The sequence below is a fragment of the Rhodococcus sp. 21391 genome (assembly GCF_016772255.1).
GTDB classification, from domain to species: domain Bacteria; phylum Actinomycetota; class Actinomycetes; order Mycobacteriales; family Mycobacteriaceae; genus Rhodococcus_F; species Rhodococcus_F opacus.
Window position 1 is genome coordinate 960861 of record NZ_CP063781.1, and the last position, 16790, is coordinate 977650.

Below are 16790 nucleotides of genomic sequence, written 5' to 3' on the forward strand. Positions count from 1 at the left end.
CCGGACCTGATCGCTCAGTCAATACGGAGGCATTGAAAGTGGTTGCAGCTCTGAACGAAACCCTGCTCGACGAGTCGCGCGTTCCTGCGGTCATCGCAGACGTCCAGGCTCTCATCGACGCGGAGGTTTCGGACAAGTCGGGGGCCTCGGGACTGGCACTCAAGGGTGGATACGGCGCGGTCAAGAAGGTGGGACCGTCGATCGTGCCGGACGCCATCGAGGGCCTGCTGCCGGCATTCGTCACCAAGCTCGAGCCGTACTGGCAGGCCTTCACCGCCAGCGGTGAGGCCGGATTCTCCGAGTACCTGGTCGCGCGTGGCGAGGAGGTCGCGGACTCGCTCCTCGGTGTGACCGACGAGCGCATCGAGGGCAGCGACCGCGGTGCTGTCAAGAAGGTGTACTCGTCGCTGCGTCCGACGGCGAAGAAGAATGTGATCGAGGCACTTCCGCGTCTGGGCGCCCTCGTTCAGAAGCACGCCAACTGAGAACCCAGGTGAGTGGCCCGGCGCGCCCAGGCGTGCTGTGCCACTCACCTGTGGTCAGTTGGCAGCGTGGCCGTGGCGCCAGTACCCGGTGAACGAGATGTCGGACTTCGGGATGCGGCGCTCGTTCACGAGGTGGCGTCGCAGCGCCGTCGTCAGCTCGCTCTCGCCGGCCACGAACGTGTAGGACGGCCCGGTCGGCAGCTCCGCCTGTTTCACGGTGTCGAGTGCGAGCACTCCCGGACGGGCATCGGCGTCCTCGCGCACCAGCCAGTGCACGTTCACGCCGTCACCCACCGAAACTTCTCGAGCGTCTTCGGCATCGGGAATCTCGACGAACACTTCGGCCCGCAGGTCCCGCGGTGCCGAACGCAGGATCCCGACGATGGCGGGAAGCGCGCTCTCGTCACCGACGAGCAGCTGCCACTCGGCGTCCGGCGTCGGGTTGTAGATCAGCCCCTCGTCGAGGATCGCCACCTCGTCACCGGCCGCGGCCGAGTTGGCCCACGCCGACGCGGGACCGAGGTCGCCGTGCGAGGCGAAGTCGATGTCGATCTCGGTGCTGTCGCCGAACGTTCCCGATCCCGCCAACCGGATCTCGCGGATCGTGTAGTTGCGCACGACCGGCCGGGTGTCCTTGGACATCAGCTTGTACTGCGCGTACCAGAGGTTGCTCGCGCTGGTCGGTAACCGCAGCGTGCTCTGTCCCCGCTGGGGGATGAACATCCGGAACCACTGGTCGAACCCCATCGGGCTGACGGAGTCGAGTTCCTCGCCCGCGATGGTGACGCGGACGAAGTTCGGGCTGATCTGCTTGCCCGCCACTACGCTTGCGGACGCGATCCGGCGACTCTGAGGTTTGACGAACTTGCTGCGTTGAGCCATGGCGTCGGTTACTCCCCCGGTAGCGGTGCGATTTGTCAGGTAAGCCTAACCAATCGATCCGTTAGGCGGGGCGATGCGGTCGGTCGAGCCTCACGACCTTCGGCGGCAGACCCCACTCGTTGCGGCCGAGCCGGCTGAGCGGGGCGAGTTCCGCGAAGTCCGGAAGTCCGTCGTCGGCGAGCGCCTCGGGCCGCACCGCGACCGTCACGACGTCGCCCATCACCACGAACGAATCACCGACAGGTATCACCTGGTGCAGGGTGCACTCGATGGCGACCGGCGAACCCGCGACCCGCACGGGACGGACCCGCTCACTGGGTTCGGTGTCGATGCCCAGCGCGGCGAACTCGTCGACCTCGCTGTCGAACGTGGCGGAACTGGCGTTGACCGTCGAGATCAGCGGCTCGGTCGCCACATTGATCACGAACTCTCCCGTCGCCTCGATGTTGCGGAGGCTGTCCTTGCGGGTCACCGACGTGAACTGCACCACCGGCGGGTGGGTGCTGGACACCGAGAAGAAGCTGTACGGGGCCAGGTTGGCCACCCCGTCCGCCGAGACGGTGGACACCCACGCGATCGGCCGGGGCACGATCGAGGCGGTCAGCACCTGATACATGCGGTGTGGGGGAAGTTCGGCGGGATCGAAGACTGTGCGCATGCGTTCATGGTGTCAGCGCCCGCGATGTGGCCGTGAACTCACCCGGCGAGGTCGCCGGACGGGGGTGCCGGAGGATCTGACACTCTTGATGTCGTGAACCCGTCCACTGCACAAGCCACCGCGGTCGTCGACGAACTGGTCCGCGGGGGAGTACGCGAGGTCGTGCTCTGCCCGGGTTCGCGCAACGCGCCGCTGGCGTTCGCCCTGCAGGCCGCCGACCTCGAGGGCCGGCTCCGCCTGCACATGCGCATCGACGAACGCACCGCGGGATTCCTCGCGCTCGGCCTGGCCGTGGCCGGCAAGCGTCCCGTCCCGATCGTCATGACGTCCGGCACCGCCGTCGCCAATCTCGGACCCGCGGTCCTCGAGGCGAACTACGCCCGGGTGCCGCTCGTGGTGCTCAGCGCCAACCGCCCGTACGAGATGCTCGGCACGGGCGCCAACCAGACCATCGAGCAGCTCGGTCTGTTCGGCAGCCAGGTGCGCGCGACCATCAGCCTGGGCCTGGCCGAGGACGATGCCGGGCAGAACAGCCAGTGGCGTTCGGCCGTGTGCCGGGTCCTCGCCGCAGCGCGCGGCACGAGGTCGGGCAACGCCGGTCCCGTGCACTTCGACATCCCGCTCCGGGAACCGCTCGTCCCCGACGTCCACGCGCAGGGTCCGGTCCCGCAGGGACGACCGGGCGGGGCGGCGTGGACCACCACCCAGCACGCGACGCTCGACGTGCCGATGGACCTCGACCTCACTCTCGACACCATCGTGATCTCCGGGCACGGGTCCGCCCTGCGGCCCGAACTCGCCGCACTGCCGACGGTCGCCGAGCCGACCGCGCCGCTGCACGGCATCCCGGTGCATCCGATGGCGTTGCCGCAGCTCAAACCGCGGCAGGCCGTCATCACCGGACGCCCCACCCTCCACCGGTCCGTGTCGAAGGTCCTCGCCGATCCGGCGGTGGCCGTCTACGCGCTCACCACCGGCCCCCGCTGGCCCGACGTGTCCGGCAACGTGCTGGCCACCGGAACCCGGGCGGTCGTGTCCGGTGAACCCGACCGGGCCTGGATCAATCGCTGCCGCACGCTGTCCGAACACACCGACAAGGCGGTGCGCGCGCAACTCGCCGCCCACCCGAAGGCGACGGGACTGCACGTGGCGGCCGCCGTCATGGACGCCCTGACCGACGGTGACCAGTTGCTGCTCGGGGCGTCCAACCCCGTGCGGGACGCCGCGCTCGTCAGCTATCCGGCGCCGAAGATCCGGGTGCTGTCCAACCGGGGTGTCGCCGGCATCGACGGCACCGTGTCCTCGGCCGTCGGGGCGGCGCTGGCCTACGAGGAGGGGCGGACGGTGGCCCTGCTCGGCGACCTGACGTTCCTGCACGACGCGTCCGGGCTGCTCATCGGCTCGGGCGAACCGCGGCCCCGGGACCTGACCATCGTGGTCGCCAACGACGACGGTGGCGGCATCTTCGAACTGCTCGAGCAGGGCGATCCGCAGTACGCCGGGGTGTTCGAGCGGGTCTTCGGTACTCCGCACGGGATGGATCTCGCCGCACTCTGTGCCGCCTACCGGGTGGAGCATCACCTGGTGGGTCTGGGTGAGCTGTCGACGCGGCTGAGCGCGCCCGACGCGCCCGGCGACCGCGGAATCCGGGTGCTCGAGGTGACCACCGAACGTTCCGGGCTGCGCGAACTGCACGCCGCGGTGCGGGCCCAACTGTGAATGCGCGGGTGTCGCGGCGCGTCCGGTGTGGGGTGCTGGTGGCGGCGATCGGCATCTCGGTCCTGGCCGTGCTCCTCGTGCTGGCCGCCTGGCGCAACGACCACACCATCCAATCCGACCGGGGCGTGGCCACGGCGGAGGTGCTGTCGGCGGGCTCGCTGCGGTCGGCTATCAGCTTCGTCACCCCTGACGGGGTGACGCACAACCCCGAACTGGGCGTGCTGTACCCGACGAAGCTCACGGTGGGGCAGCGCATCGACGTCGAGTACGCGCGCAGCGACCCCGACCTGGTGCGGGTGTCCGGGCGCGACGCCAGCGTCGCCGTCGTCCCCGCCGGTTCGCTGATCGTCGTGACCTGGCTGATCGCGGGACCGGTGATCTGGTACCTGCGGCGGCGGGAGAGTTCGGCGGAGGCCCAGCCGGCAGTGTCATCCTGAGTTTCCCGGAACTTCGCGCGACGGTCACGTCGATCTCGCTGCTGTGACCACGAGCACTGCCACGCTGAGCGCGTGAGAGTAGCCATCGTCGCGGAATCGTTTCTTCCCAACATGAACGGTGTGACCAACTCGGTGCTGCGGGTTCTCGACCATTTGCAGCGCACCGGACACCAGGCGATGGTCGTCGCCCCGGACACGGTCGGATCGCAGACGTCCGCGCCGACCGAACACGGCGGCGTACCCGTCTACCGGGTGCCTGCGGTGATGGTGCCGAAGGTCAGTTCGCTCCCGGTGGGTCTGCCGCAGCCCGGACTCACCGCCGCGCTGCGTGCGTTCGACCCCGACGTCGTGCATCTGGCGTCACCGTTCCTCCTCGGTGCGGGCGGGCTGGGTGCGGCGCACCGGCTCGACGTCCCCACGGTCGCGGTGTACCAGACGGACGTGGCGGGTTTCGCCGAGAGCTACGGCCTCGGCATCACCAGTCGCGCGGCGTGGGCCTGGACGCGTCGCATCCACCGGGGCTGCACGCGCACTCTCGCGCCGTCCACGTCGGCGGTCGAGGCGCTCGCCGAGCAGAGGATTCCGAGGGTCCATCGCTGGGCGCGCGGCGTGGAGACGACTCGATTCGCACCGTCGCGTCGCAGCACGGGTCTGCGGGACTCCTGGCTGGGCGGCTCGGATCGGCTGGTCGTCGGATTCGTGGGCAGGCTCGCGCCCGAGAAACACGTCGAGCGGCTCGCCGCACTCGCCGGCGACCAGCGGGTGCGGCTGGTGATCGTCGGCGACGGTCCGGAGCGGGCCCGCCTGCACCGGTTGATGCCCGACGCGGTGTTCACCGGACAGCTCGGCGGGGTGGAGCTCGCGGAGGCCTACGCGAGCCTGGACGTCTTCGTCCACCCCGGCGAGCACGAGACGTTCTGCCAGGCGGTGCAGGAGGCGCTGTCCAGCGGGGTGCCGGTGATCGGACCGGATGCCGGGGGACCGCGGGATCTGGTCGCGCACTGCCGCAACGGCTACCTGCTTCCGGTCGACCGGTTCGGCGAACTGCTGCCGAGCGCCGTCGACGCACTGCGCGACCGCCGCATGCGCGCCCGCTTCGGTGAGGCCGCCCGGCAGTCGGTGCTGCACCGCACGTGGCCTGCGATCTGCGACGAGTTGCTGGGTCACTACGCGGCGGTTGTTGGCGGGCAGGACTTTCGCGAGTCCCGGGCGGCCTGACCAGCGGATCGAAACCGGTGGGGAATTCGAGAGGCCGTCTCGTGGTTGCCCGGAGTATGGCGAAGTACAAGACTGTCAACCCAGCGACCGGTGAAACCGTCCGGGAATTCACGACCTTGGACGATGCAGGAGTGGAGTCGGCGCTTTCCCGCGCCCACAACGGATATCTCGACTGGCGGACGACCGCCGCCGAGGAACGCGCCCGGATTCTGGGCCGAACCGCCGATCTCTACGCGGAGCGCGAAGACGAACTGGCGCGGATGATCGCCCTCGAGATGGGCAAACCCGTCCGGGAGGCCAAGGGCGAAGTCAAGCTCTCGTCGGCGATCTACCGCTACTACGCGGACAACGGCCCCGCGCTGCTCGAGGCGGAACGGCTCGACGTGCCGGGTGCGGACGAATCCGTGGTCTACCGCAGGCCGATCGGTGCGCTCGTCGGCGTGATGCCGTGGAACTACCCGTACTACCAGGTCGCCCGCTTCGCGGCGCCGAACCTCATGCTCGGCAACACCGTGCTGCTCAAGCACGCCCCGAACTGTCCGCAGTCGGCACTGCTGATGGAGGAGATCTTCCGGCAGGCCGGTCTCCCGGAGGACGCGTACATCAACGTGTTCGCCACCAACGAGCAGATCGCCGACATGATCGCGGATCCGCGTGTCCAGGGTGTCTCGCTCACCGGCAGCGAGCGAGCCGGGACCAGCGTCGCCGAGACAGCGGGCCGCAACCTCAAGAAAGTGGTGCTCGAACTCGGCGGGTCCGACGTGTTCGTCGTCCTCGACACCGACGATATGGACGCCACGGTCAAGACCGCGACCCGTGCCCGCCTGTCCAACGCGGGCCAGGCCTGCAACTCTCCCAAACGTTTCATCGTGACCGAGCCGAACTACGACGAGTTCGTCGCGAAGCTCGCCGAGTCCTTCAAGGCCACCCCGACCGGCGATCCGCTCGACGCGAAGACCGTCCTCGGGCCGCTGTCCTCGCAGAGTGCCGCGGATTCGCTGATCGAGCAGATCGAGGACGCCATCGCCAAGGGCGCGACGCTCCTCGCCGGCGGGAAGAAGATCGACGGCCCCGGCTCGTACGTCGAACCGACCCTGCTCGTCGACGTGACCCCCGAGATGCGGGCGTACAGCGAGGAGCTGTTCGGGCCCGTCGGCGTCGTCTACAAGGTCGCCACCGCCGACGAAGCCGTGGAACTCGCCAACTCCTCCTCCTACGGTCTCAGCGGTTCGGTGTGGAGCACCGACCTCGACGGGGCACGTGAGGTCGCCGACCGGCTCGACGTCGGCATGGCCTTCGTCAACGAGCACGGCACCACGCTTCCCGGGTTGCCGTTCGGCGGCGTCAAGCGCTCCGGCGTCGGGCGGGAACTCGGTCCGTGGGGAATGGACGAATTCGTCAACAAGAAGCTGGTGCGGGTCTCCAAGAAGTGACCGCCTCGCCACCGCGCCCGGCGCCGACATCGGCGCCGGGCGCGGTTGGTAGCGTTTCGGGCGTGGCAACTACACACGGTTCGCGGGCGTCGCTCGAAAAGGATCCGCACGAGGTCGCGTCGATGTTCGACGGCGTCGCGAAGCGCTACGACCTCACCAACACGATCCTGTCGTTCGGTCAGGACCGCAGTTGGCGCAAGGCGACGCGCTCGGCCCTGGCGCTGAAGCCGGGGGAGCGCGTTCTCGACCTCGCGGCGGGGACCGGGGTCTCTACCGTCGAGCTCGGACGGTCGGGTGCCTGGTGTGTGGCCACCGACTTCTCCAAGGGGATGCTGCAGGCCGGCAGTGGACGCCACGTCCCGATGGTCGCGGGCGACGCGATGCACCTGCCCTACGCCGACGCCGTGTTCGACGCCGCGACCATCTCCTTCGGGCTGCGCAACGTCTCCGACTTCGACGCCGGTCTCCGCGAGATCGCCCGCGTCACCAAACCCGGCGGGCGCCTCGTCGTGAGTGAGTTCTCGACCCCGGTGTTCGGGCCGTTCCGCACGGTCTACATGGAGTACCTGATGAGGGCGCTGCCGCGGGTCGCGCGCGCCGTCAGCAGCAACCCCGACGCCTACGTGTACCTCGCGGAGTCCATCCGCGCCTGGCCGACCCAGCAGGAACTCGCGCAGCGCATCGAGGCCGCCGGGTGGCGGAACGTGCAGTGGCGCAACCTCACCGGCGGTGTGGTGGCCCTGCACCGCGCCACCCGCTGAACGTCAGCCGAACAGCGGTCGCGAGTCGACCTTCGTCGACAGCAGACCGGACGCCCGCCACGCGCGGGCGGTGAGGTCGCTGTCCTCCTCGGTGACGAGGTTGCCCATGACCCGGACCGCGATGGTCATCAGCGCACGGGACCGCATGGCCACCGGACCGGACGCGGGCAGAACCCGAGGGACCGTCAGCAGCCCGGCGAGTCGCCGCGCCACGGAGAACGCCCGGCCGTACCGCTCCCGGAGGATCGCGGGCCACAGCTCCGTCAGGTCGTCGGCGTCGAGGATTTCCGCGACCAGGCGACCGCCCTCGAGCCCGTAATCGATGCCCTCGCCGTTCAGCGGATTCACGCACGCCGCCGCGTCGCCGATGATCGCCCAGTTCCGGCCCGCGATGTGCGACACCGCACCGCCCATCGGCAGCAACGCCGACGCCACCGCGCGCAGCTCGCCGTCCCACTTCCATTCGTCGCGCCGCTGCGCCGTGTACAGGTCGAGCAGCGGTCGCAGCGCACCTGGGGCCGGACGTTTGGCGGTGGCCAGTGTGCCGACGCCGATGTTCACCTCACCGGTGCCGAGGGGGAATACCCAGCCGTAGCCCGACTGCAGCGTCCCCGCTCCGTCCCGCAGCTCGAGGTGCGAGGTGATCCACGGGTCGGCGCTGCGGTCGGTGGCGATGTAGGCGCGGGCGGCAACACCGTAGGCAGTGTCCCGGTGCCATTCCCGGCCCAGCTGCTTGCCCAGCGTGGACCGGACGCCGTCCGCGACGATCAGCGTCCGGCAGCCGATGGTGTGGGTTCCGTCGGACGTCTTCAGCGTCACCGCCGTCACCCGGTCGCCGTCCCGTTCGACGCCGATTGCCTTGGCGCCCTGCACCATGACGGCCCCGGCGTCGACGGCGGTCGCACGGATCCTGTCGTCCAGTTCGGTGCGGGCGACGGCGCTGCCGACCGCCGGGAACGACCTGCCCGGCCACTCCAGTTCGAGCTCCTGACCGAACCCGCTGAGCCTCAGCCCCCGGTTGGTTCCTTTCGACCGCACCCAGTCGCCGAGACCGAGATGGTCGAGCTCGGCGACGGCACGCGGAGTGAGTCCGTCGCCACACGTCTTGTCGCGGGGAAACACCGCCGCGTCGGCGAGCACCACGTCACGACCCGCGCGGGCCGCCCACGCGGCAGCCGAGGAACCGGCCGGACCAGCACCGATGACCAGGACATCGGTGGCGGTGGGAAGCGGGGATCCCGCGGGCGACTGTTCTGCTGCGACCACACCTACATCCTGTCAGGCTTCGCTATACGACCGCGGCGAGGCCGACGGGCAGCGGAACCGCTAGGTTCACTACCGTGGTAGCCGAGCCGCCACCGACGGCGCGGGAACCGAGCCGTCACTGACGACAGGATGGGTACTGAGAACGTGAGCACCGAGGGCGCAGCACACACCGCTGCCGACGCTGTAGTGGGCACTACGGTCGCCGGGATCGATCTCGGCGACCCGCAGCTCGCTGCCACGGTCCGTGAAGGACTGAAGGAAGTCGAGGAACTGCTGGTCAGTGAGCTCTCCGACGGGGAGGACTTCCTCACGGAGGCGGCGTTGCATCTCGCGAAGGCGGGAGGCAAGCGTTTCCGTCCGCTGTTCACGGTGCTCACCGCCCAGCTCGGGCCGAAGGCCTCCGACCCGTCGGTGGTCACGGCGGCCACCGTCGTCGAGCTGGTCCACCTCGCCACGCTGTACCACGACGACGTGATGGACGAGGCGTCGATGCGCCGCGGTGCACCCAGCGCGAACTCGCGGTGGGGCAACAGCGTTGCGATCCTCGCCGGCGACTATCTGTTCGCGCACGCGTCCCGTCTCGTCTCGACGCTGGGACCGGAGGCGGTGCGCATCATCGCCGAGACGTTCGCCGAACTCGTCACCGGCCAGATGCGCGAGACGATCGGGCTTCGCGGCGAGCAGGATCCGGTCGAGCACTACCTCAAGGTCGTGTGGGAGAAGACGGGCTCGCTCATCGCGGCGTGCGGACGCTTCGGCGGCACCTTCTCCGGCGCGGACGCCGACCACGTGAAGCGGCTCGAACGCCTCGGCGACGCGGTGGGCACCGCCTTCCAGATCTCCGACGACATCATCGACATCTCCTCGGTGTCCGCGCAGTCCGGCAAGACACCCGGAACCGACCTGCGTGAGGGCGTCCACACGCTGCCCGTCCTGTACGCGCTGCGCGACGAGGGACCCGACGCCGATCGCCTCCGAGTGCTCCTCGACGGCCCCGTCACCAACGACGACGACGTCGCGGAGGCGCTCGCGCTCCTCGAACGGTCACCCGGCATGGCCGCCGCCAAGGCGAAGCTGGAGGAGTTCGCGGTCCAGGCGCGCGCGCAGCTCGCCGAGCTGCCGCAGGGCCCCGCCAACGACGCCCTCGTGAAGCTCGTCGATTACACGATCGAGCGCGTCGGCTGAGCCGTATCGTCAGTATCTGAACTCGTCTTCACCCGATTTCTCGTCGTCTGTGCGGGAACCGTCCCGCCACCGTGTTTCGTTGAATGATCAAGATCCCGAAACTCGGGCGACGTGATCGGGTGTCAACGACAAGGAAGGCGTGACGTGCGCTACGCAAACGGGGCGAAGACTCTGGTTCTGTTGGTCGGCATGTCGGCGCTGATCGTGTTCATCGGCGCGCTGTTCCGCAACCCCACCATCCTGCTGCTGGCGATCGTGTTCGCGGTCGGAATGAACGCGTACGTGTACTTCAACAGCGACAAGATGGCTCTCAAGGCCATGCACGCCCAGCCGATCACCGAGGTGCAGGCCCCGGTCATCTACCGCATCGTCCGGGAACTGGCCACGACCGCGCACCAGCCGATGCCGCGGCTCTACATCAGCCCCACGTCCGCGCCCAACGCTTTCGCAACCGGGCGCAGTCCGCGCCACGCCGCGGTGTGCGTGACGAGCGGCATTCTGGAGATCCTCAACGAACGAGAGTTGCGGGCCGTGCTCGGACACGAGCTGTCGCACGTCTACAACCGCGACATCCTGATTTCCTCCGTTGCCGGCGCCATGGCCGCCGTCGTGTCGGGGCTCGCGAACTTCGCCATGTTCGCCAACATGTTCGGCGGGCGCGGCGGGGGACAGGGCGCCAACCCGATCGCGCTGCTCCTCGTATCACTGCTCGGGCCCATCGCCGCGACCGTCGTCAAACTCGCGGTGTCCCGGTCCCGGGAGTACCAGGCCGACCAGTCGGGCGCAGAGCTCACGGGCGACCCCCTGGCGCTGGCGTCCGCGCTGCGGAAGCTGGAGCAGGGCACTCAGGCAGCACCGCTGCCGCCGGAGCCTCAGCTCGCCGCGCAGTCGCACCTGATGATCGCCAACCCATTCCGCACCGGCGAGAAGATGAGCCGGATGTTCTCCACCCACCCGCCGATGGCCGACCGGATCGAGCGGCTCGAGCGGATGGCAGGCATGTAGGCGGCTTCGCCGCCCGTGCGCCTTTCTGGTCGTTCCTACAACCAGAAAGGCGCACGGGTGCGGAGCGCCTACCGGTAGTTCACGAACTGCAGCGCGATCCCGAAGTCCTCACCCTTCAGCAGGGAGATCACGGCCTGCAGGTCGTCGCGCTTCTTGCTGCTCACCCGCAGTTCGTCACCCTGGATCTGCGCCTTGACGCCCTTGGGGCCCTCGTCGCGGATCTTCTTGGTGATCTTCTTGGCGTTCTCGGTGGTGATGCCCTGGACGAGGCTGCCGGACAGCTTGTAGATCTTTCCGGACTGCGCCGGCTCGCCCGCGTCGAACGCCTTCAGGGAGATGTCACGCCGGATCAGTTTCTCCTTGAAGACGTCCAGGGCGGCGAGCAGTCGCTCCTCGGTGTCGGCCGTCAGGGTGATGGTTTCCTCGCCGGACCATTCGATCGATGCTCCCGTGTTCCGGAAGTCGAACCGGGTCGACAGCTCCTTGCCGGCCTGATGCAGGGCGTTGTCCACCTCTTGACGCTCCACCTTGCTCACCACATCGAAGGACGAATCAGCCACTTCACACTCCCGGTTTCGTCTAGTTCTCCCCGCCGCGACCCGGCCGGGGGCTCGCCGAATGCCGACGAGCAGATTCGACGCTATCGGTTCGCAACCGCCCGTATCCACCCGGTTTGCAAAACGGGGGGCCGTTCGTTGTATTCTTCTTTCCGCAGCGGAGAGCGATTTCGCACAGATTTCGCGCTCCTCGTGCAACCCGGCAGATTGCCCGAGCGGCCAATGGGAGCGGACTGTAAATCCGTCGGCTTATGCCTACGTAGGTTCGAATCCTACATCTGCCACACACAGATCCCCGGTGAGCGACAGCTCACCGGGGTTCTGTCGTTCGTGGACGAAACGGGGTGCCCACGCATGCGGCGATGCCGACCGGATCGTCGGCAACATGGCCCGACGCGTCGCATGCACCTCTTCGGACGCGAACGCTGGGACCGGCCGAAGGTACGGCCGCTCGGCTGGACGGACTTCGGCGTGCTCCCCGAGCTCGATCGCAGGTCTCGAGCACGGCCACCAGCGGAACTGTCGGGTGCACCGACTTGTGAAAGCCGCTGACCAGGCAATTTGGTTCTGGACGCGAACTCTGTGTAATCTCGTCAAGGCTTCAGCGCGCAGCGATGTGCGAGCGAAGCACGCCCCCTTAGCTCAGTCGGCAGAGCGTTTCCATGGTAAGGAAAAGGTCAACGGTTCGATTCCGTTAGGGGGCTCGCTGGATTGAAGTGGAGCGCCTAGTGCGCGACACTCGACACCGAGGCGGTGTAGCTCAGTTGGTAGAGCAAACGACTCATAATCGTTGCGTCGCCGGTTCAAGTCCGGTCACCGCTACACAATATGCATGATCCACCCTGATTGTTCGTAATCAGATTCACCCGAAAGAAGGCATCCCGTGGCCTCCTCGACTGACGTTCGGCCCAAGATCACTTTGGCCTGCGAGGTATGCAAGCACCGCAACTACATCACCAAGAAGAATCGGCGCAACGACCCCGATCGCCTGGAGATCAAGAAGTTCTGCCCGAACTGCGGAACTCACCAGTCGCATCGCGAGTCCAAGTAACACGGTCCGGAACTAGGACTGCGTTCGCGAAGGGAGTCCTCTAGGCTGCCCTCACGCGCTGACGTCAAGGGTAGAAGAGGTTCTTTCGCGTGACTGACACTGTGACAGAGACAGAGGCATACGTGCCCGCGGCTGTTCCTGCCGATCCTGCCGCGCACGCACTGGCGATGGTCGGGCACCACTACCGCGTCGACGACTTCTACGAGGTCGGACGCGAGAAGGTGCGCGAGTACGCGCGTGCCGTGCAGGACTGGCACCCCGCTCACCACGACGAAGAAGCCGCGAAGGGCCTCGGTTACGACGGTCTCCTCGCTCCTCTGACGTTCATCTCGCTTGTCGGCATCATCGCTCAGGGACGCCTCTTCAAGGAGATCGTCACCGGTTACGATCCGAGCCAGATTCTCCAGACCGACCAGCGGCTCGAGTTTCACAAGCCGATCAAGGTCGGCGACCGTCTGGTCTGTGACGTGTACCTGGAGTCGTTCCGCCAGATGGGCGGCAGCGACATCATCGTCACCAAGAACATCGTCACCGATCAGCACGACGAACTGGTCCAGACCACTTGGACGACGCTCGTCGCGCGTACCGGCGGCGAGGTCGACGAGAACATCGCTCACGCAGTCAAGGACGTGATCATGCATGGCGCTTCGTAAGTTCGAGGACGTCTCGGTGGGTGAAGAACTCCCTGAGCGCATCGTGAAGCTCACGCGTGGCGACCTGGTCAACTACGCGGGCGTGTCCGGCGATCCCAACCCGATCCACTGGAGCGACGAGGTCGTCAAGCTCGCCGGTCTGGACAACGTGATCGCGCACGGAATGCTCACCATGGGCCTCGGCGGCGGATTCGTCACGTCGTGGCTCGGCGATCCGGGTGCGGTCAAGGAGTACAACGTTCGTTTCACGAGCTCGGTCTACGTCCGTGAGGACGAGGCCGCGCAGGTCGAGTACACCGGTAAGGTGAAGTCGCTCGACGAGGAAAGCAAGACAGCAGTAGTCGCGATCGTGGCGCGTTCCGAGGGAAAGAAGATCTTCGGTCGCGCCACCGCAACGGTCCGTCTGGCCTGACAGCCGGGTGGATTGGGTTTGTTCCGGGGCTTTGAAGTACACTGAGATTTCTGGGATTACTCAGCGCTGCGCGCTGCCCTACGGTGCTGTACGGCCGGCAAGGGTGGCGCGCGTGTCATGTAATCACAGAGAGGTCGGTCAAGAATTGGTTCGAGGCTAGTTTCGGACCAGGTCTCCCGACCAAAGGGGCGTAGCTCAACTGGCAGAGCAGCGGTCTCCAAAACCGCAGGTTGCAGGTTCAAGTCCTGTCGCCCCTGCCCCCGGATGCCAGCGACTGAGAGGAACGACGTGAGCGAGGAGCGCGCCAAGCGCGACGGCGACACTTCAGGGTCGACGCGCCCGGACGGTGCCGACGACACCGCGGCCGACGCCACCACCACGCGTTCCGCCACTCCCTCGGGAAAGCCCAGCGGTAAGCGCCAGGGCCGTCGCTCACCGGCAGGTACCGAGGTCGCCGCGAGTTCTGTGAAGTCACCGGAACTCTCGAAGTCGGACACGACCACCAAGGTCAAGCCGGCGAAGAAGAATCGCGCCGACACGCCGCGCAAGGAAAACATCTTCAAGCGACTGCGCCGGTTCCTCCGCGAGGTCATCGCCGAGCTGCGCAAGGTCATCTGGCCCAATCGCAAGCAGATGATCACCTACACCAGTGTCGTCCTGGTCTTCGTGGTGTTCATGGTGACGTTCATCGGTGTGTTGGATCTGGTGGTCATCAAGGGCGTCACCTGGTTGTTCGGTTGACGGAATCCGCCCCGGTGGATCCGAAGTATGTGAGTGACGAGAGGAAGCGAGTGCCCCAGTGAGCACCCCCGAGAACGACACGAATGAGGCTTTGGCCGAAGAGCGTGTTTCTGCCGAGGCGGCAGCCGAAGTGGATGTCGAGGCTGCCGAGGAGGGCACCGAAGCCGCGGAAATCGACGGTGACGACGTTGCCGAGGACGCCCCGGCTGACGAGATCGTCGCGGACGAGGCGCCCGCCGACGAGGCTGTGACCGCCGACGAGGCTGCGACCGCCGACGAGGCTGCGACCGCCGAAGAGCCCGAGGATCCCGTTGCGGAACTCAAGGCCGCTCTGCGCCGCGCACCCGGTGACTGGTACGTCATTCACTCCTACGCGGGCTACGAGAACAAGGTCAAGGCCAACCTCGAGACCCGTGTCCAGAACCTCGACGTCGGCGACTACATCTTCCAGGTGGAAGTTCCCACCGAAGAAGTCACCGAGATCAAGAACGGTCAGCGCAAGCAGGTCAACCGCAAGGTTCTGCCCGGCTACATCCTGGTCCGCATGGATCTCAACGACGAGTCCTGGGGAGCCGTGCGTAACACACCCGGCGTCACCGGATTCGTCGGTGCGACGTCGCGTCCGTCCCCGCTGACCCTCAACGAGGTCATCAAGTTCCTGCTCCCGCAGCAGGAGCAGAAGAAGCAGGCTGCCGCGGCAACCGTCTCGGCGGGGGAGACCGGCGGAGAGAGCTTCGCGAAGCCGCTCATCGAGGTCGACTTCGAGGTCGGCGAGTCGGTCACCGTCATGGACGGCCCGTTCGCCACGCTGCCCGCCAGCATCAGCGAGGTCAACGCCGAGCAGCAGAAGCTCAAGGTCCTGGTCTCGATCTTCGGTCGAGAGACCCCGGTCGAGTTGTCCTTCACGCAGGTCGCGAAGATCTAGCGCCACATACTTGCACTGCAGTAGCAAGAAACACACCCAGCAAGAAATAGGAAATCGAGATGCCCCCCAAGAAGAAGAAGCTCGCAGGGCTCATCAAGCTTCAGATCCAGGCCGGTCAGGCTAACCCTGCACCGCCCGTGGGTCCCGCGCTTGGTCAGCACGGCGTGAACATCATGGAGTTCTGCAAGGCCTACAACGCGGCGACTGAGTCCCAGCGCGGCAACGTGGTGCCGGTCGAGATTTCGGTCTACGAAGACCGGACCTTCGATTTCAAGCTGAAGACCCCTCCGGCTGCCAAGCTGCTGCTCAAGGCTGCAGGCGTGCAGAAGGGCTCCGGCGAGCCGCACAAGACCAAGGTCGCTTCCGTGACCATGGATCAGGTGCGCGAAATCGCGAAGACCAAGCAGGAAGACCTCAACGCGAACGACATCGAGCAGGCCGCGAAGATCATCGCCGGCACCGCACGCTCGATGGGTATCACGGTCGACGGCTGAGTCAGCCCTGATCGATCGGCGGCGTCACCGTCGGCGATCGACTGACGGCACCGCCGTCGAAGAAAGCGTGGGAGGGCCGGCCAGGCCCACACCACTACTGAACCATTCACCATCGCAGACGAGACACATACTGCGGTGAGAAGTTAGGACAGAAGAAATGGCAAAGCGCAGCAAGGCGTATCTCGCCGCCGCTGAGAAGATCGACTTCGACAAGCTGTACAGCCCGCTGCAGGCTGCGAAGCTGGCGAAGGAGACGTCGTCGAGCAAGATGGACGCGACCGTCGAGGTTGCAGTCCGTCTGGGCGTCGACCCCCGCAAGGCGGACCAGATGGTCCGCGGCACGGTCAACCTGCCGCACGGCACCGGTAAGACCGCCCGCGTCATCGTGTTCGCAGTCGGAGAGAAGGCCGCCGAGGCCGAGGCAGCTGGAGCCGACGCCGTCGGTGCCGAGGACCTCATCGAGCGGATCCAGGGTGGATGGCTCGATTTCGACGCCGCCATCGCGACTCCCGATCAGATGGCCAAGGTCGGCCGCATCGCCCGCGTCCTCGGACCGCGTGGCCTGATGCCGAACCCGAAGACCGGCACCGTGACGGCTGACGTCACGAAGGCTGTCGCGGACATCAAGGGCGGAAAGATCAACTTCCGCGTCGACAAGCAGGCCAACCTGCACTTCGTGATCGGCAAGGCATCGTTCGACGACGCCAAGCTGGTGGAGAACTACGGCGCCGCGCTGGACGAGATCCTGCGTGCGAAGCCGTCCTCCGCGAAGGGCCGCTACGTCAAGAAGGTCACCGTTTCGACCACCACCGGCCCGGGCATCCCGGTGGACCCGAACCGCACCCGCAACCTTCTCGAGGATGCCGACGCGTAAGTCACGCTTCACACAGTTCGGCCGGTACGGAAAT

At 67.0% G+C, this 16790-nt stretch carries 19 protein-coding genes and 4 tRNA genes; 19 read left to right on the forward strand and 4 right to left on the reverse strand.

Translation table 11 applies throughout. The annotated features are described in order from the left end of the window. The first annotated feature begins 38 nt into the window (after positions 1-38). Complete coding sequence (locus tag GO592_RS04550; protein ID WP_007298088.1) at positions 39-485, forward strand: DUF6918 family protein; 447 nt, start codon at positions 39-41, stop codon at positions 483-485. A gap of 54 nt (positions 486-539) precedes the next feature. Here GO592_RS04550 and GO592_RS04555 read toward each other — a convergent pair whose 3' ends face one another. Beyond that, on the reverse strand, positions 540-1367 hold the full coding sequence (locus GO592_RS04555; protein ID WP_007298087.1) for a siderophore-interacting protein: 828 nt from the start codon (positions 1365-1367) through the stop codon (positions 540-542). 61 nt (positions 1368-1428) lie between these two features. After that, positions 1429-2025, reverse strand: coding sequence for a flavin reductase family protein (locus GO592_RS04560; RefSeq protein ID WP_005574505.1), 597 nt, complete (start codon positions 2023-2025; stop codon positions 1429-1431). A gap of 93 nt (positions 2026-2118) precedes the next feature. On the opposite strand from GO592_RS04560, the gene menD reads away from it, so the two are divergent. From menD to GO592_RS04585, 5 genes are all read left to right on the forward strand, one after another. Next, entirely contained in the window at positions 2119-3744 is a 1626-nt protein-coding gene (menD, locus tag GO592_RS04565; RefSeq protein WP_007298086.1) for a 2-succinyl-5-enolpyruvyl-6-hydroxy-3-cyclohexene-1-carboxylic-acid synthase, read from the forward strand. Beyond that, positions 3741-4181 (forward strand): DUF3592 domain-containing protein, encoded by a 441-nt coding sequence (locus tag GO592_RS04570; protein ID WP_039951615.1) that lies wholly within the window; start codon positions 3741-3743, stop codon positions 4179-4181. Before menD ends, GO592_RS04570 begins: the two co-directional genes overlap by 4 nt. A 72-nt stretch (positions 4182-4253) precedes the next feature. After that, entirely contained in the window at positions 4254-5399 is a 1146-nt protein-coding gene (locus tag GO592_RS04575) for a glycosyltransferase family 4 protein (protein WP_082324937.1), read from the forward strand. Between the two features lie 56 nt (positions 5400-5455). Next, positions 5456-6832, forward strand: a complete 1377-nt coding sequence (locus tag GO592_RS04580) for an NAD-dependent succinate-semialdehyde dehydrogenase (RefSeq protein ID WP_007298083.1) — start codon at positions 5456-5458, stop codon at positions 6830-6832. A 62-nt stretch (positions 6833-6894) separates the two neighbouring features. Continuing rightward, positions 6895-7593 (forward strand): demethylmenaquinone methyltransferase, encoded by a 699-nt coding sequence (locus GO592_RS04585; protein WP_037204242.1) that lies wholly within the window; start codon positions 6895-6897, stop codon positions 7591-7593. A gap of 3 nt (positions 7594-7596) precedes the next feature. On the opposite strand, the gene GO592_RS04590 is transcribed toward GO592_RS04585, so the two are convergent. Continuing rightward, entirely contained in the window at positions 7597-8859 is a 1263-nt protein-coding gene (locus GO592_RS04590; RefSeq protein WP_007298082.1) for a geranylgeranyl reductase family protein, read from the reverse strand. 129 nt (positions 8860-8988) lie between these two features. On the opposite strand from GO592_RS04590, the gene GO592_RS04595 reads away from it, so the two are divergent. Beyond that, complete coding sequence (locus GO592_RS04595) at positions 8989-10044, forward strand: polyprenyl synthetase family protein (protein ID WP_005571705.1); 1056 nt, start codon at positions 8989-8991, stop codon at positions 10042-10044. A 144-nt stretch (positions 10045-10188) separates the two neighbouring features. Continuing rightward, positions 10189-11049 (forward strand): zinc metalloprotease HtpX, encoded by an 861-nt coding sequence (htpX, locus tag GO592_RS04600; protein WP_144287875.1) that lies wholly within the window; start codon positions 10189-10191, stop codon positions 11047-11049. A 68-nt stretch (positions 11050-11117) separates the two neighbouring features. On the opposite strand, the gene GO592_RS04605 is transcribed toward htpX, so the two are convergent. After that, complete coding sequence (locus GO592_RS04605; RefSeq protein WP_007298080.1) at positions 11118-11609, reverse strand: YajQ family cyclic di-GMP-binding protein; 492 nt, start codon at positions 11607-11609, stop codon at positions 11118-11120. A 198-nt stretch (positions 11610-11807) separates the two neighbouring features. Here GO592_RS04605 and GO592_RS04610 point away from each other — a divergent pair. The 11 genes from GO592_RS04610 (at position 11808) to rplA (ending at position 16756) form a co-directional block, all read left to right on the forward strand. Beyond that, positions 11808-11890 (forward strand) — tRNA-Tyr (locus tag GO592_RS04610). A gap of 347 nt (positions 11891-12237) precedes the next feature. Further along, positions 12238-12310: transfer RNA gene (locus tag GO592_RS04615), tRNA-Thr, on the forward strand. Between the two features lie 45 nt (positions 12311-12355). Further along, positions 12356-12428 (forward strand) — tRNA-Met (locus GO592_RS04620). Between the two features lie 61 nt (positions 12429-12489). Next, positions 12490-12657 (forward strand): 50S ribosomal protein L33, encoded by a 168-nt coding sequence (rpmG, locus tag GO592_RS04625; protein ID WP_005252089.1) that lies wholly within the window; start codon positions 12490-12492, stop codon positions 12655-12657. A gap of 89 nt (positions 12658-12746) precedes the next feature. After that, positions 12747-13310: a (3R)-hydroxyacyl-ACP dehydratase subunit HadA gene (gene hadA / locus GO592_RS04630; RefSeq protein WP_005252090.1), complete on the forward strand. Its 564-nt coding sequence runs from the start codon at positions 12747-12749 to the stop codon at positions 13308-13310. Beyond that, positions 13297-13722: a (3R)-hydroxyacyl-ACP dehydratase subunit HadB gene (gene hadB / locus GO592_RS04635; RefSeq protein ID WP_005252091.1), complete on the forward strand. Its 426-nt coding sequence runs from the start codon at positions 13297-13299 to the stop codon at positions 13720-13722. Before hadA ends, hadB begins: the two co-directional genes overlap by 14 nt. Before the next feature lie 184 nt (positions 13723-13906). Then, positions 13907-13979 (forward strand) — tRNA-Trp (locus GO592_RS04640). Between the two features lie 31 nt (positions 13980-14010). Continuing rightward, a complete protein-coding gene (secE, locus tag GO592_RS04645; protein ID WP_007298078.1) occupies positions 14011-14463 on the forward strand; it encodes a preprotein translocase subunit SecE in 453 nt (150 codons plus the stop codon). A gap of 58 nt (positions 14464-14521) precedes the next feature. After that, positions 14522-15388 carry a transcription termination/antitermination protein NusG gene (nusG, locus tag GO592_RS04650; protein WP_007298077.1) on the forward strand — a complete coding sequence of 289 codons (867 nt, stop codon included), beginning with the start codon at positions 14522-14524 and terminating at the stop codon, positions 15386-15388. A 59-nt stretch (positions 15389-15447) separates the two neighbouring features. Further along, the gene (gene rplK / locus GO592_RS04655; RefSeq protein ID WP_005252095.1) at positions 15448-15882 is read left to right on the forward strand and encodes a 50S ribosomal protein L11; all 435 of its coding nucleotides are present in this window, start codon (positions 15448-15450) and stop codon (positions 15880-15882) included. Positions 15883-16039: 157 nt separating this feature from the next. Beyond that, positions 16040-16756: a 50S ribosomal protein L1 gene (gene rplA / locus GO592_RS04660; protein WP_005252097.1), complete on the forward strand. Its 717-nt coding sequence runs from the start codon at positions 16040-16042 to the stop codon at positions 16754-16756. The last annotated feature ends 34 nt before the right edge of the window (positions 16757-16790 follow it).

What these genes read in the sequence shown, in the direction of transcription:
- GO592_RS04555 (WP_007298087.1), bottom strand. Translation starts at nt 1,367, where the DNA reads ATGGCTCAACGCAGCAAGTTCGTCAAACCTCAGAGTCGCCGGATCGCG.
- GO592_RS04560 (WP_005574505.1), bottom strand. Translation starts at nt 2,025, where the DNA reads ATGCGCACAGTCTTCGATCCCGCCGAACTTCCCCCACACCGCATGTAT.
- GO592_RS04580 (WP_007298083.1), top strand. Translation starts at nt 5,456, where the DNA reads ATGGCGAAGTACAAGACTGTCAACCCAGCGACCGGTGAAACCGTCCGG.
- GO592_RS04595 (WP_005571705.1), top strand. Translation starts at nt 8,989, where the DNA reads ATGGGTACTGAGAACGTGAGCACCGAGGGCGCAGCACACACCGCTGCC.
- hadB (WP_005252091.1), top strand. Translation starts at nt 13,297, where the DNA reads ATGGCGCTTCGTAAGTTCGAGGACGTCTCGGTGGGTGAAGAACTCCCT.
- rplK (WP_005252095.1), top strand. Translation starts at nt 15,448, where the DNA reads ATGCCCCCCAAGAAGAAGAAGCTCGCAGGGCTCATCAAGCTTCAGATC.
- rplA (WP_005252097.1), top strand. Translation starts at nt 16,040, where the DNA reads ATGGCAAAGCGCAGCAAGGCGTATCTCGCCGCCGCTGAGAAGATCGAC.